Origin of the sequence: Pseudomonas sp. nanlin1, assembly GCF_045571515.1 — a bacterium.
GTDB lineage: Bacteria > Pseudomonadota > Gammaproteobacteria > Pseudomonadales > Pseudomonadaceae > Aquipseudomonas.
On the sequence record NZ_CP124218.1, the window covers coordinates 2,169,650 to 2,183,627 of the forward strand.

The window sequence follows — 13,978 nt, forward strand, 5'->3', positions numbered from 1 at the left end:
GGCTGAATTCCCTTCGATCCTGCAAAAAGGAAAGCTGCATGTTGCGAAAAACCCTGTTGGCCACGCTTTGTGCCACTGCTTTGTTGAGTAGTTCCTGGGCGACCGTCGCTACGGCGGCCGTCGCCTCGGCTACGGTCGAAAAGGCCGATAGTGAATTGGGCCGTCTGAACATCACCACGGTCGCCAAAGACCTCGAATACCCTTGGGGCCTGGCCTTTCTGCCCGACGCCAAAGGCATGCTGGTCACCGAGAAAACCGGCAATCTGCGGGTGATTGGCGCAGACGGTAAGGTCTCCGCACCCCTGACCGGTACCCCGAAAGTGTGGGCGCAGAAGCAGGGTGGTTTGCTCGACGTGGTGCTGTCACCGGACTTCAAACAGGACCGCATGGTCTACCTCTCGTTCGCCGAAGGCGGCGGCGAAGGTGGCAAGGCTGGCACCGCAGTAGGGCGTGGGCGCCTGGCTGAAGACCTGAGTGGGTTGAGCAATTTCCAGGTGATCTTCCGTCAAGAGCCCAAGTTATCCGTGGGTAACCACTTTGGTTCCCGGCTGGTGTTCGACCGCAACGGCTACCTGTTCATCGCCTTGGGTGAGAACAACGACCGGCCGACTTCGCAAGACCTGGACAAACTGCAGGGCAAAATCGTGCGCCTGTTTCCTGATGGCAAAATCCCTGACGACAACCCCTTTGTTGGCAAAGAGGGCGTGCGCCCTGAGATCTGGTCGTTCGGCCACCGCAACCAGCAGGGCGCCGCGCTCAACCCCTGGACCGGCACCCTTTGGACCCACGAGCATGGGCCCAAAGGCGGAGATGAGTTGAACATCGTGGTGCGCGGCGGCAATTTTGGCTGGCCCCTGGCGACCCACGGTATCAACTACGACGGCAATCCCATCCCCGAAGCCAAAGGTAAAACCGTCGCGGGGACGGTGCAGCCCCATCATGTGTGGGAAAAATCTCCGGGCATCAGCGGCATGGCTTTTTACGACAATGACCGCTTCAAAGCCTGGCAGCACAACTTGTTCATTGGTGGCTTGGCCTCTGAAGACCTGATTCGCTTGCAGTTCGACGGGGACAAAGTGGTGCACGAAGAGCGCCTGCTGGCCGACCGCAAAGAGCGGATTCGCGACGTGCGCCAGGGCCCGGATGGCTTTCTCTACGTGCTGACCGATGCCAAGGACGGTGAACTGCTGAAGATCGGCCTGGAGTAAACTGGCGGATTGATCGCTGAGCGACCTTTCCGATGCCCGAGCCCCTCGATTCGCCCCTGGCTGCCTACCGGCGCGCGTGCCAACAGCCAGGCTTTCACCCCGACCCGGCGCAATCCCGGGCGGTCGACGCCCTGCAGAGTTGTTTCGCGGCCCTGAGCCTAGGGCCGGCCCAGGGCGTCTACCTGTGGGGCCCCGTAGGGCGCGGCAAGACCTGGCTGATGGACGCCTTTTACCAGTGCTTAACGGTCCCTGCCAGGCGCCAGCATTTTCATCATTTTATGGGCGACGTGCACCGCCGCCTGGCCTTGCTCCACGGCACGCCGGAGCCATTGGCGGCGTTGGCAGCGCAATTGGCGGTGGAAATCCGCGTGCTGTGTTTCGATGAGTTTTTTGTCAGTGACATCGCCGATGCGATCATTCTCGGGCGATTGCTCCAGGCAATGTTTGCGGCCGGCGTAACGGTGGTACTGACCTCCAACCAAGCGCCCCGGCAGCTGTACGCCGATGGCTTCAACCGCGAGCGTTTTCTCCCAGCGATTGCCGCGATTGAACGGCATATGCTTGCGGTGGCCGTGGATGGCGAGCAGGACCACAGGCTGCACCCCGGTGCGCCGATCCAACGCTACTGGCAACGCCCGCCTGGCCAGCCCAGTAAGTTCGCTGAGCTGTTTGCCGAACTCAATACCGAGCAGCTATGCAGCACCGGCCCCTTGGCCGTTGGCCACCGCCTGCTACAGGTCGAGCGCGCGGGCCAGCGGGTGCTGTGGTGCCAATTCGCCGAACTGTGCCAGCGACCCTTTGCTGCCATGGACTTTATGCAATTGTGCGATCGCTTTGAGGTCATCCTCCTCAGCAGCGTGCCATGCCTGAGCGCCGAGCCGCGCCCGGCGAAGATCGCCCGAGGCACTGAGGATGCCGCCCTGCGCGTGGCGGCGGGCGACCGAGCGCTGCCGGCCCTTTCGGTGCATGACGACAGCGTACGGCGGTTTATCGCGCTGGTTGACGAATGCTATGACCGCCGGGTGCCGCTGTACCTGGAGGCCGAGGTGGCCCTGCCAGCCCTGTACAGCGAGGGCTACCTGGCCTTTGCGTTTCGTCGCACGCTCAGCCGCTTGCAGGAGATGCAAAGCGGGCGATTCGCTTCAGCCCAGTACCCGTAGCGGCGTACCCGCATGCCAGTGCTGGATGTCTTCGATCATCTGGCTATAGAACAGCTGGTAATTGTTGTGGCTGACATAGCCGATATGCGGTGTGGCCAATACATTGGGTAATTGCCTGAAAGGGTGTGCCAGGGGCAACGGCTCCTCATCGAAGACATCCAGCCCCGCACCCGCTAGGCGCCCGGCGCGTAGGGCCGCCACCAGCGCGGTTTCATCGACGATGGGCCCGCGTGCGGTGTTGATCAACAATGCCGAAGGCTTCATCCACGCCAAGGCCTGGGCGTCGACCAGGCCGCGGCTGCGTTCACTTAGCACCAGGTGCACCGACAGCACGTCGGCGCGTTCGAACAACTGCTGCTTGCTGACCCGCTGTACGCCCACCTGATCGGCGCGTTCCTGGGTCAGGTTCTCGCTCCAGGCAATCACCTGCATGCCAAACGCCAGGCCAAACTTTGCGACTTTTTCGCCAATACTGCCCAGGCCTAGTACCGCGAGGGTCTTACCATGCAGGTCGCCACCCAGGCCTAGCTGCCAACCGCCATTGCGCAGGTCGGCGGCTTCGCTGGGGATCTGCCGCACCAACGCCATCAGCAGCGCCCAGGTCAGTTCGGGCGCGGCGTGTTTATAGCTGTCGGTGCCACACACCGCCACGCCCAGACGCTTGGCCGTGGCCAAGTCGAGGGCGGCGTTGCGCATGCCGCCGGTGACCAGCAACTTGAGGTTCGGCAGGCCCAGCAGCAGGGCTTCGTCGAACCGGGTGCGTTCGCGCATCACGCAGATGACGTCGAACCGCGCCAGACGTTCGATCAGCGTGGCAGTGTCGGCCGGGTAGTCGCGCAGAAAACTGACCAAGCCAATGCTCGCCAGGGGCGACCAGTCCACTACCGATTGCGCCACGCCTTGCCAATCGTCGATTACCGCAATATGCAGAGCCACCCGTGCCTCCAGAACCTAGTTAGGATTGAGCCAGCGTAGCAGCGCTAGATGAAAACGCTCAGGGTCTTCCATCTGTGGCGCGTGGCCTAGGCCTGGAAACTCCACCAGCGTGCTATTAGGTATCTGCGCCTTGGCCTGTTTGCCCAGCACTTTGTAGTTGCCCAGCCGCGCCTTGAGCTCCGGGCTGGCGATGTCGCTGCCGATGGCGGTGGTGTCGGCATCGCCGATCAACAGCAGGGTAGGGACCCGCAGGTCTTTGAATTCGTAGACCACTGGTTGGGTGAAGATCATGTCGTAGATCAACGCCGAGTTCCAGGCCACCTGGTTGTGCCCTGGGCCGCGATTAAGGCCGGCGAGCATGTCGACCCAGCGGTCGTACTCGGGCTTCCAGCGGCCGCCGTAGTAAGTGCTGCGCTCATACTTGCGAATACCTTCGGCGGTGACCTGACTCTCTCGGGTGAACCACTGGTCGACCGTGCGGTAGGGCACCCCAAGGGCCTTCCAGTCTTCCAGGCCTATGGGGTTGACCATTGCCAGGCGTTCGACTTGCTTGGGATAGAGCAGGGCGTAGCGGGTTGCCAGCATGCCGCCGGTGGAGTGGCCCACGATGATCGGCTGCTGCACACCCAACTGCTTGAGCAAAGCGTGGGTATTGTGGGCCAGTTGCTGAAAGCTGTATTGATAGTGTTCGGGTTTGCTGGAGGTGCAGAAGCCGATCTGATCCGGAACCACGACTCGGTAGCCGTCGTCACTGAGGGCCTTGATCGAACTCTCCCAGGTGGCGCCGCAGAAGTTCTTGCCATGCATCAGCACCACGGTGCGGCCGTTGGGCTTGCCTTGGGCCGCCACGTCCATATAGCCCATCTGCAGGTCTTTGCCTTGGGACTCGAACGCGTAATGGTGCAGGGTGTAGGGGTATTGGAAACCCTGCAGCTCAGGGCCGTAGCTAGGTTCCGGGGTTTGGGCCTGGGCGCTGCAGGCCATCGACAGGCCGGCTAACAAAGCGCTGGTACGCAGCATGCGAAACTTCCTCTGGAAAACGGCTATCACGGGCGGGGGTATTGGGCGATAACCTGGCTCTGACCATCGCGGGCCAGCCCGATCACGTCGAAGGGTTGCTGCTGGCCGCCCACTTCCATACCTGGCGAGCCCATGGGCATGCCTGGGACGGCGATGCCGCGCAGGTCTTGGCGAGCGACCAAAGCTTTAACCTGTTCGGCCGGCACATGGCCTTCGACGAACTTGCCGTCAATCACGCCTGTGTGGCAAGAGCCCAACTGCGGGGCCACACCCAAGCGCTGCTTGACCGCAGCCATGTCGGCCTCGACGTGGTCACGGACCTCGAAACCATTGGCCTGCAAATGTTTGATCCAGTTTTTGCAACAGCCGCAGTTGGCGTCGCGGTGGACGTCGATGGTGAGCGGTTCGGCGGCGTGGGCGAGGGAGGACAATAACAGCGTGGCGAGCAGTGAGGTTTTGAGCATGGCGGAGCCCGTTGAGATGGTCGGTGAAAGGTCTGACATTAACTTAGCCTGTTTGACAGTCAACCCGTTCAGGCAAAGGTATCAGCTTGTGTCTTCGAACCGGGCTCGCCGTAGATCTGCGGATACACTCATAATCACGCTTCACGTCTTTTCATCGGAGCCACCGTGCCAGCCCCTGCGCCGAAAGACACCATCGCCATGCCCATGGTGCGCGAAGCCTTACTGCAGAGCTGCCCTGCGTTCGAGGAGCGCGCACGCCTGCTGCTTGCGGTAGGCATTGACCCGCGGCTTCTCGACGATCCCGACGCGCGCGTACCGGCCCAGGCTTACGCCCGCTTATGGCGGCGCCTAGCGCGTTATTTGGACGACGAGTTTTTTGCCATGGACCCACGCCCTCTGCGGGCCGGCAGCCTGGCATTGTTGTGCAAAGTGGCGATGGCGCAACCCACCCTGGCCCAGGGGCTGGAAACCGGGCTAGAGTTTCTGTCGTTGATGTTCGGTGGTTTCAGCGCGCGCCTGGTGCGCCAACAGGGCCTGGCCGAGATCGTTCTGGATGAAGGCCAGCAGCCGCCGCTGCGGCCGTTCGCTTACTTTACTTTGTGGATGATTGTGCACGGGGTGGCCTGCTGGTTGGCTGGCCGGCGCATTCCGATCCTGGCCGTCGAATCGCGCTGCGCCGAGCCGGATTACTGCGATGACTACCGGGTGATGTTTTCGGAAAATCTGCGCTTCGGCCGGCCGCGCACGCGCATCATTTTTCCCGCCGAGGGCCTCGATGCCCCGTCGCGCCGCAGCGAGGACGAGCGCCGGCGTTTTCTGGCGCGGGCACCGGGCAATATTTTGGTCAAGTACCGCGACCCCGACAGCCTGGCCAGGCGTATTCGCCAGCGCCTGCGCGGGCTCCCTGCCCAGCACTGGCCGGAAACCGAGGGCCTGGCGCAGAGCCTGCACCTGTCGGCCTCGACCCTGCGCCGCCGCCTGGCCGAAGAGGGCCAAACCTACCAGGCCCTGAAAGATCGCGTACGTAAAGAGTTGGCCGTGGCCTGGCTGGCCGAGGCTGAGGTGAGCTATGGCGAGATCGCCGAGCGCTTGGGCTTTGCCGACACCAGCTCGTTTTACAAAGCCTTCCGTAAATGGTTCGGCGCGAGCCCAGGCCAGTACCGCCAATTGATCCTCAGCAGTGGCCAAACCAGTCAGCTCAATTGAATGTTTTGACCATTGCCGGTTGGCGGCCACAGCGCCTAGTCTGGCTTACAACAAAAAAAAGGACTGTGGCGATGCGCGACTACACGGCTGCGGTGGCGGCCTTCGACTATCAGAGCGCTGCTGATGCGGCGCTGTTCGGTAATTTGCAGCGGCTCAACGCTTGTGTCGAGTGTTGTGACCGTCATTTGCGCGACGATCCGGTGGCGTTGTATTGGGAAAACGCCGAAGGCGCGAGCGCCAGCTACCGCTTCAGTGAACTCCACGAGAAAGCCTGCCGTTTCGGCAACTTTCTTCTGGCTCAGGGCGTGCGCCCTGGGGACTGCGTGGCCGGGCTGCTGCCGCGTAATGTCGAGTTGTTGGTGACGGTGCTCGGTACCTGGCGCGTCGGCGCGGTTTACCAGCCGCTGTTCACGGCGTTCGGGCCCAAGGCCCTGGAGCATCGCTTGGGCTGCTCGGCCGCCAGGCTAGTGGTCACCGACCGGGCCAACCGCGACAAGCTCGATGGCTTGCCCGATTGCCCGCTGGTGGTCACCGTTGATGCCCAGCACAGCGGCCCCGGCGAGTTCGACTTCCATGCGGTGCTGCGTGAGCACTCAACGGATTGCCCTGCGGTATGGCTCGATGGCGAGGCGCCGATGCTGCTGATGTGCACCTCTGGCACAACCGGCGCAGCCAAGCCGCTGCAGGTCCCCCTTAAAGCCATACTGGCGTTCCAAGGTTATCTGCGTGATGCCATCGACTTGCGCCCGCAAGACCGTTTCTGGAATTTGGCCGACCCCGGCTGGGCCTACGGCCTTTACTACGCAGTGATCGGCCCTCTGGCCCTGGGCCACGCCACCACCTTCTACGAGGGGCCGTTTTCGCTGCAGAGCACCTGCCACATCATCAATAAATACGCTATTAGCAATCTGGCTGGTTCGCCCACGGCGTTTCGGTTGCTGATTGCAGGCGGCAGCGAATTTTCCGATCCGATCAGGGGCCGCTTGCGTGCGGTGAGCAGCGCTGGCGAACCCTTGAACCCGCAGGTTATCCGTTGGTTCGCCGAGCAGTTGGGGGTGGTCATTCATGACCATTATGGCCAGACCGAACTGGGCATGGTGCTGTGCAATCACCATGGCCTAAGCCACCCGGTGCACCTGGGGGCGGCCGGGTTTGCTGTGCCAGGGCATCGCATCGTGGTACTCGACGAGCAGCTACAAGAGCTCCCGGTGGGCCAGCCTGGCATCCTCGCGGTGGATCGCACACAGTCCCCGTTGTGTTGGTTTCAGGGCTACATGGGTATGCCGACCAAGGCTTTTCAGGGCAATTACTATTTGAGCGGCGACACCGTCGAATGGAGCCCCGACGGCAGCATCAGCTTCGTCGGCCGTAGTGATGACGTGATCACCACGTCCGGCTACCGGGTCGGCCCATTCGACGTGGAAAGCGCGCTGGTCGAGCACCCCGCGGTAGTGGAGGCGGCGGTGATCGGCAAGCCCGATCCGCAGCGCACCGAAATCGTCAAAGCCTTTGTGGTGCTGGGCGCGGGCTACACGGCCAGCCCCGACTTGGCCGAGGCGCTGCGCTTGCACGTGCGTGAGCGCCTGGCAGCCCATGCCTATCCCCGGGAAATAGAATTCGTCGATGCCTTGCCGAAAACCCCCAGCGGCAAATTACAGCGCTTCCTCCTGCGGCAACAGGAAGTGGCGAAACAACAGGCCTTGAGCGCCTAAGCGAGGTTGTGATGCAAATCGAAGGCAGCGTATTCATGGTCAGCGGCGGCGCTTCGGGGCTGGGTGCGGCCACCGGCAAAATGCTCAGCGAGGCCGGTGCCCGGGTGATGCTGGTGGACCTCAACGAGCCCGCGCTAACCGCCCAGGCCGAGGCGTTGGGAGTGGCCTCGGTGGTCGCCGACATCACCGATGAAGCAGCGGCCCAGGCGGCTGTGGCGCAGACCCTGGCGAGGTTCGGAGCATTACACGGGCTGATCAATTGTGCGGGTATCTTGCTCGGCGAAAAAATTCTCGGCAAACAGGGGCCCCACGGCTTGGCCAGCTTCGCGCGCATGATCAACGTCAACCTGATCGGTACGTTTAACCTGTTGCGCCTGGCGGCTGCGGCCATCGCCGAAGGGCCCGGCGACGCCCAGGGCGAGCGCGGGGTGATCATCAATACCGCATCGGTGGCGGCATTCGACGGACAAATTGGCCAGGCCGCGTATGCCGCGTCGAAGGGCGCGGTGGCCAGCCTTACTCTACCGGCAGCGCGCGAGCTGGCGCGTTACGGGATTCGCGTGATGAGCATCGCGCCGGGGTTGTTCGAGACACCCATGGTGGCCGGTATGACCGATCAAGTGCGTGCTGGGCTGAGCGCCGGGGTGCCGTTTCCGCCGCGCCTGGGGCGGCCCGATGAGTACGCCGCGCTGGTGCGCCATATCATTGAAAACAGCATGCTCAACGGCGAAGTGATCCGCCTCGACGGCGCGTTGCGCATGGCCGCGAAATAGGAAGGTTTTCATGCACCAAGACCCGATTGTGATTGTCAGCGCCGTGCGCACCCCTATGGGTGGCTTTCAAGGCGCGCTAAAAAGCCTCAGCGCACCCCAGTTGGGTGCCTTGGCGCTGGCCGCTGCGGTGGAACGCGCGGGCCTGGCGGCCGACAGCGTAGAGCAAGTACTGTTTGGCTGTGTGCTTGCAGCCGGTTTGGGCCAGGCGCCGGCACGTCAGGCGGCCTTGGCCGCCGGGCTGAGTACCGCAACGGCCTGCACCACCCTGAACAAGATGTGCGGCTCGGGCATGCAGGCGTTGATGCTCGCCCACGATCTGTTGTTGGCTGACAGTGCCAGGGTGGTGCTGGCCGGTGGTATGGAGAGCATGTCCAATGCGCCGTACTTGCTCAGCCGTGCCCGCAGCGGTTACCGCATGGGCCATGGCCAGGTCATCGACCATATGTTTCTCGACGGCCTGGAAGACGCCTACGAGCCCGGTCGATTGATGGGCACTTATGCCGAAGACTGCGCCGAGGCCCAAGGCATCAGCCGCGAGGTGCAGGACCAGTTCGCTGTAACCTCCTTGAGCCGCGCTCAGCAAGCGATCACCGCCGGGCTGTTCCGGGCGGAGATCGTGCCGGTGCAGGTGTTGGACGGTAAGCAGGCGCGCCTCATTGAAGACGATGAGCAGCCGCCCAAGGCCAACCTGGAGAAAATTCCCCAGCTCAAGCCAGCGTTTCGCGAGGGCGGCAGTGTGACGGCGGCCAACTCCAGCTCGATCTCCGACGGTGCCGCGGCCTTGCTGCTGATGCGCCAGGGCACGGCGCGCCAGCGCGGGGTGCAGCCCTTGGCGTTGATCCATGGGCATGCGGTGTTTGCCAGTACCCCGGCGCTGTTTCCCCTGGCGCCCATTGGTGCCATCGAGCAATTGTTGCGGCGCACAGGCTGGGCCATGGAGGAGGTGGATCTGTTTGAAATCAACGAGGCGTTCGCCGTAGTCACGCTGGCGACCATGGGCGCCTTGGGGTTGCCTGCGGACAAGGTCAATGTGCATGGCGGTGCCTGCGCCCTGGGCCACCCCATTGGCGCTTCGGGTGCGCGCATTCTGGTCACCCTGCTGCACGCACTGCGCCAACGCGGCCTGAAAAAAGGCATCGCCGCCATCTGCATCGGCGGTGGCGAGGCCACGGCCGTGGCCATCGAATGCGTGTATTGAAGGCTCAAGCAAAGGAACCGTTATGTTAGCCAACGACGAACAACTGCAAATCAGTGAAGCGGCTCGGCAATTTGCCCAAGAGCGCCTGCGGCCTTTTTCCGAGCAGTGGGACCGCGACCACAGCTTCCCCCGCCAGGCGCTGGCGGAGATGGCCGAACTGGGATTCTTCGGCATGTTGGTGCCGGAGCAGTGGGGCGGCTGCGACACTGGCTACCTGGCCTACGCTATGGCCGTGGAAGAAATCGCCGCCGGCGACGGGGCCTGTTCGACCATCATGAGTGTGCACAATTCGGTGGCCTGCGTGCCGATCCTCAATTTTGGCACCGAGGCGCAAAAACAACGCTACCTCACGCCCCTGGCCAGCGGAGCCATGTTGGGCGCGTTTGCTCTCACTGAGGCCCAGGCTGGCTCCGACGCTAGCAACCTGAAAACCCGCGCACGCCGTGAAGGCGACCACTATGTGCTCAACGGCAGCAAACAATTCATTACCTCGGGGCAAAACGCCGGGGTGGTGATCGTGTTTGCCGTCACCGATCCGGCTGCCGGTAAACACGGCATCAGCGCCTTTCTGGTGCCCACTGACAGCCCCGGTTACCAAGTCGTCAGGGTCGAGCATAAGCTTGGCCTGCACGCCACCGACACCTGCCAGATCGCCTTCGATAACCTGCGCTTGCCCCTCGACAGCTTGCTCGGCGAGGAAGGCCAGGGCTATCGCATTGCCCTGGCCAACCTCGAAGGCGGGCGCATTGGCATTGCTGCGCAGGCGGTGGGTATGGCGCGGGCGGCGTTCGAGGTGGCGCGCGACTACGCTCGCGAGCGGCACAGCTTTGGCAAGGCCCTGATCGAACACCAAGCGGTGGCCTTCCGTCTGGCCGATATGGCCACCCAAATTGCCGTCGCCCGGCAAATGGTCTGGCACGCCGCGGCCCTGCGCGACGCCGGCCGGCCGGCGTTGACCGAGGCCTCGATGGCCAAGCTGTTCGCCTCCGAGATGGCCGAGAAAGTCTGCTCTGATGCCCTGCAAACCCTGGGCGGCTATGGTTACCTGAACGACTTCCCGCTAGAACGGATCTACCGTGATGTGCGTATCTGCCAAATTTATGAAGGCACCAGCGACATCCAACGCCTGGTGATTGCCCGTAACCTATAAAAGGAGCCGCCCATGAGTTTTGAAACGATCCAGCTGCAGGTCCACGGCCGCGTTGGCCTGATTACCCTTAACCGGCCCCAGGCCCTGAATGCGCTTAACGCGCAGTTGATCGACGAACTGAACCAGGCCCTGGATCGCCTGGAGGCCGACCGCGACATTGGCTGTATTGTCCTGACCGGCTCGGCCAAGGCGTTCGCCGCTGGCGCCGATATCAAGGAAATGGCTGAACTGCGGTATCCGCAGATCTACATCGACGACCTCTTCGCTGAAAGCGACCGCGTTGCCGCCCGGCGCAAGCCCATGATCGCCGCAGTGGCCGGTTTTGCCCTGGGCGGTGGCTGCGAACTGGCATTGATGTGCGACTTTATCCTGGCGGCCGATAATGCGCGGTTTGGCCAGCCAGAGATAAAACTGGGCGTGCTCCCGGGGATGGGCGGCACCCAGCGCCTGACCCGCGCTGTGGGTAAAGCCAAAGCCATGGAACTGTGCCTGACCGGGCGTTTGATGGACGCCGAAGAAGCGGAACGCTCAGGTCTCGTTGCCCGCATTGTGCCGGCCGAGCGCCTGCTCGAGGAGGCCTTGGAGGTGGCTGCGCAGATCGCGGCCAAGTCCTTGCCGGTGGCCATGATGGTCAAAGAAAGCGTCAACCGAGCGTTCGAGGTCAGCCTGGCCGAAGGCGTGCGGTTCGAGCGGCGGGTGTTTCATGCCGCCTTTGCCAGTGAAGATCAGAAAGAGGGCATGGCCGCGTTCATCGGCAAGCGTGAGCCGCATTTCAAAGGGTACTGAGCCATGGCCGGGGGAGAATGGGGCTGATCGTTGGATCGTCGCGAACCTTGTGGACGCGCAGCGCTCAAATGGTCAAGCTTGTAAACTTTCTTTCACCCGACAACGACCTATGGGTCCTGAGCCAGTCAACCATGAGCAGTCGCCAAGAAGCCGACGTAGAAGCGGGTTCACCCGCTTTCGGTAATTCCGTGGAGCTGGCGCTGGCCTTGAAAGCCGGCGGTTTCGGCACTTGGAACCTTGCGCTGGAAAACCTCCAGCTAGCCTGCTCGGCCACCTGTAAGCAGAATTTCGGCCGCGACCCCGCGCGGCCCTTCACTTACGCCGACCTGCTGGCCTGCATTCACCCCGACGACCGCGAGCGCATGGCCCGTGCGGTGCAGGCGAGCATTGCCGAGGGGGGCGACTACGACATCGAGTACCGCATTATTACCGCCACGGGCGAAGTGCGCTGGGTGGCGGTGCGCGGCCAGCCGTTATTGGGCCCGGAGGGTCAGGTGACGCGCATGGCGGGGGTGTCTCAGGATATTACCGAGCGCAAGCGGCAAGAATTGCGGCGTCTGGCCCTGGCCGATTTGAGTGAACGTATTCGCGACGTTAGCGACCCCGCGCAATTGGCGTTTATCGCCTCCGAAATCCTCGCGCGAACGTTAGAGGTCAGCCGCGCTGGCTATGGTTGGATCGACCCGGTGGCCGAAACCATTGTGATCGAGCGCGACTGGAACCACCCAGGGGTCGATAGCCTGGCAGGCGTCTTGCGTTTTCGCGACTACGGCCATTACATCGAAGACCTGAAGCTGGGCCAGACCGTGGTGGTGGCCGACGCTTATTTCGACCCGCGCACGGCGGGCTCCGCTGACTCCCTCAAAGCCATCAGTGCCCAGGCGTTTATCAACATGCCGGTGCACGAAGAGGGCGGGCTGGTGGCGCTGCTGTATCTCAATCATGCCCAAGCACGCGCGTGGCCCGAGGCGGACATCGCCTTCGTTCGCGAGGTGGCTGCCCGCACGCGCACCGCCGAAGCCAGGCGGCGCGCCGAGATCAACCTGCGGGCGCTCACCGAGTCGCTGGAGCAGCAAGTCAATGCCCGTACCCAGGCTCTGATGGCCACCGAAGAAGCGTTGCGCCAGGCGCAAAAAATGGAAGCGGTGGGGCAACTGACCGGTGGGGTAGCCCACGACTTCAACAACCTGCTGACGGTGATACGCTCCTCGGTCGACCTCTTGGCCCGCCCTGGGTTGTCGGAAGAGCGCCGTCGGCGCTATGTCGAGGCGATTTCCAGTACCGTGGCGCGGGCTTCGAAACTGACCAGCCAATTGCTCGCCTTCGCCCGTCGTCAGGCCTTGCAGCCGGAAATATTCGATGTTGGGGCCAGCGTCACAGCGATTAGCGACATGCTCGCCACCCTGGTCGGCTCACGGGTGACTATTGATATGCAGATTCCCTCGCGGCGTTGCCTGATCCACGCCGATCACAGCCAGTTCGACACGGCGTTGGTCAACATGGCCGCCAACGCCCGTGACGCCATGAGCGGGCAGGGCACTTTGACCGTTGCCCTCAAGCCCGTCAAAAGCATTCCCGCCCTGGGGGCAGAAGCCCTGCGCCCCGGCCCGTTTGTGGCCGTCACCCTGACTGACACGGGCAGCGGTATCGAGCCGGCCGACCTTGAGCGCATCTTCGAGCCGTTCTTCACCACTAAACCCTTTGGCCATGGCACTGGCCTCGGGTTGTCGCAAGTATTCGGCTTTGCTCGCCAGTCCGGTGGCGACGTGCAAGTTCACAGCCAGGTCGGCCAGGGCACCAGCATGACCCTGTACCTGCCGCAGGCCCACGACGCCCAGGCGTGCACCGGCCCCGAGGACGCCGAGCCGCAGGGGGTGGAGGGCAATGGCATGAGCGTGTTGGTGGTCGAGGACAACCCCGAGGTGGGGGTCTTCGCTGCGGAGTCGTTGCAGGAACTGGGTTATCAGGCGGTCTGGGTCATTTCGGCGGAGGCGGCCTTACGCACGCTGGAATCGGACTGGGCACGTTTTGGTGTGGTGTTTGCCGATGTAGTGATGCCGGGCGGGAGTGGGCTTGAACTGGCCGATGAAATCCGCCAGCGCTACCCGGAGCTGCCGGTGGTGGTCACCAGTGGTTACAGTCATATTTTGGAGCAGCATGGCAGCTGCGGTTACCCATTGATGCAGAAGCCTTACTCGGTAGAGCAGTTATCGCGTGTGTTACACGATACCGTCAGCCTGCACCGGATGCGCTTTGGCGGTTGAGCCTGGAACAAAGATCGGCGACGGGACCTGGGCCGATCTTTTTTTACGACCGTTAAAGTAATGTTATATAGTTGCTTTTTTAGTCTTTTCTTCCCGGATGC

The 13,978-nt window shown here is 62.8% G+C and carries 12 protein-coding genes; 9 read left to right on the forward strand and 3 right to left on the reverse strand.

From position 1 onward, the window contains the following. Positions 1-38: 38 nt before the first annotated feature. Complete coding sequence (locus QCL65_RS10230; protein WP_407316111.1) at positions 39-1,208, forward strand: PQQ-dependent sugar dehydrogenase; 1,170 nt, start codon at positions 39-41, stop codon at positions 1,206-1,208. 32 nt (positions 1,209-1,240) lie between these two features. Continuing rightward, positions 1,241-2,368 carry a cell division protein ZapE gene (zapE, locus tag QCL65_RS10235; RefSeq protein ID WP_407316112.1) on the forward strand — a complete coding sequence of 376 codons (1,128 nt, stop codon included), beginning with the start codon at positions 1,241-1,243 and terminating at the stop codon, positions 2,366-2,368. Here the strand turns inward: zapE and QCL65_RS10240 are convergent. The 3 genes from QCL65_RS10240 to QCL65_RS10250 form a co-directional block, all read right to left on the reverse strand. Further along, entirely contained in the window at positions 2,351-3,304 is a 954-nt protein-coding gene (locus QCL65_RS10240; RefSeq protein ID WP_407316113.1) for a D-2-hydroxyacid dehydrogenase family protein, read from the reverse strand. The two genes, zapE and QCL65_RS10240, sit on opposite strands and share 18 nt — an antisense overlap. 15 nt (positions 3,305-3,319) lie before the next feature. Then, complete coding sequence (locus QCL65_RS10245) at positions 3,320-4,288, reverse strand: alpha/beta fold hydrolase (RefSeq protein ID WP_407316773.1); 969 nt, start codon at positions 4,286-4,288, stop codon at positions 3,320-3,322. A gap of 62 nt (positions 4,289-4,350) precedes the next feature. Further along, complete coding sequence (locus QCL65_RS10250) at positions 4,351-4,827, reverse strand: DUF411 domain-containing protein (protein WP_407316114.1); 477 nt, start codon at positions 4,825-4,827, stop codon at positions 4,351-4,353. A gap of 159 nt (positions 4,828-4,986) precedes the next feature. On the opposite strand from QCL65_RS10250, the gene QCL65_RS10255 reads away from it, so the two are divergent. From QCL65_RS10255 to QCL65_RS10285, 7 genes are all read left to right on the forward strand, one after another. Next, positions 4,987-5,994 carry an AraC family transcriptional regulator gene (locus QCL65_RS10255; protein WP_407316775.1) on the forward strand — a complete coding sequence of 336 codons (1,008 nt, stop codon included), beginning with the start codon at positions 4,987-4,989 and terminating at the stop codon, positions 5,992-5,994. A gap of 71 nt (positions 5,995-6,065) precedes the next feature. Continuing rightward, positions 6,066-7,706, forward strand: coding sequence for an AMP-binding protein (locus QCL65_RS10260; RefSeq protein WP_407316115.1), 1,641 nt, complete (start codon positions 6,066-6,068; stop codon positions 7,704-7,706). A gap of 11 nt (positions 7,707-7,717) precedes the next feature. Then, entirely contained in the window at positions 7,718-8,479 is a 762-nt protein-coding gene (locus QCL65_RS10265) for an SDR family NAD(P)-dependent oxidoreductase (protein WP_407316116.1), read from the forward strand. A gap of 10 nt (positions 8,480-8,489) precedes the next feature. Then, complete coding sequence (locus tag QCL65_RS10270; RefSeq protein WP_407316117.1) at positions 8,490-9,677, forward strand: acetyl-CoA C-acyltransferase; 1,188 nt, start codon at positions 8,490-8,492, stop codon at positions 9,675-9,677. A 22-nt stretch (positions 9,678-9,699) separates the two neighbouring features. Further along, positions 9,700-10,827: an acyl-CoA dehydrogenase gene (locus QCL65_RS10275; RefSeq protein ID WP_407316118.1), complete on the forward strand. Its 1,128-nt coding sequence runs from the start codon at positions 9,700-9,702 to the stop codon at positions 10,825-10,827. 12 nt (positions 10,828-10,839) lie between these two features. After that, positions 10,840-11,613 carry an enoyl-CoA hydratase gene (locus QCL65_RS10280; protein WP_407316119.1) on the forward strand — a complete coding sequence of 258 codons (774 nt, stop codon included), beginning with the start codon at positions 10,840-10,842 and terminating at the stop codon, positions 11,611-11,613. A gap of 131 nt (positions 11,614-11,744) precedes the next feature. Then, positions 11,745-13,877 carry a PAS domain-containing protein gene (locus QCL65_RS10285; RefSeq protein ID WP_407316120.1) on the forward strand — a complete coding sequence of 711 codons (2,133 nt, stop codon included), beginning with the start codon at positions 11,745-11,747 and terminating at the stop codon, positions 13,875-13,877. The last annotated feature ends 101 nt before the right edge of the window (positions 13,878-13,978 follow it).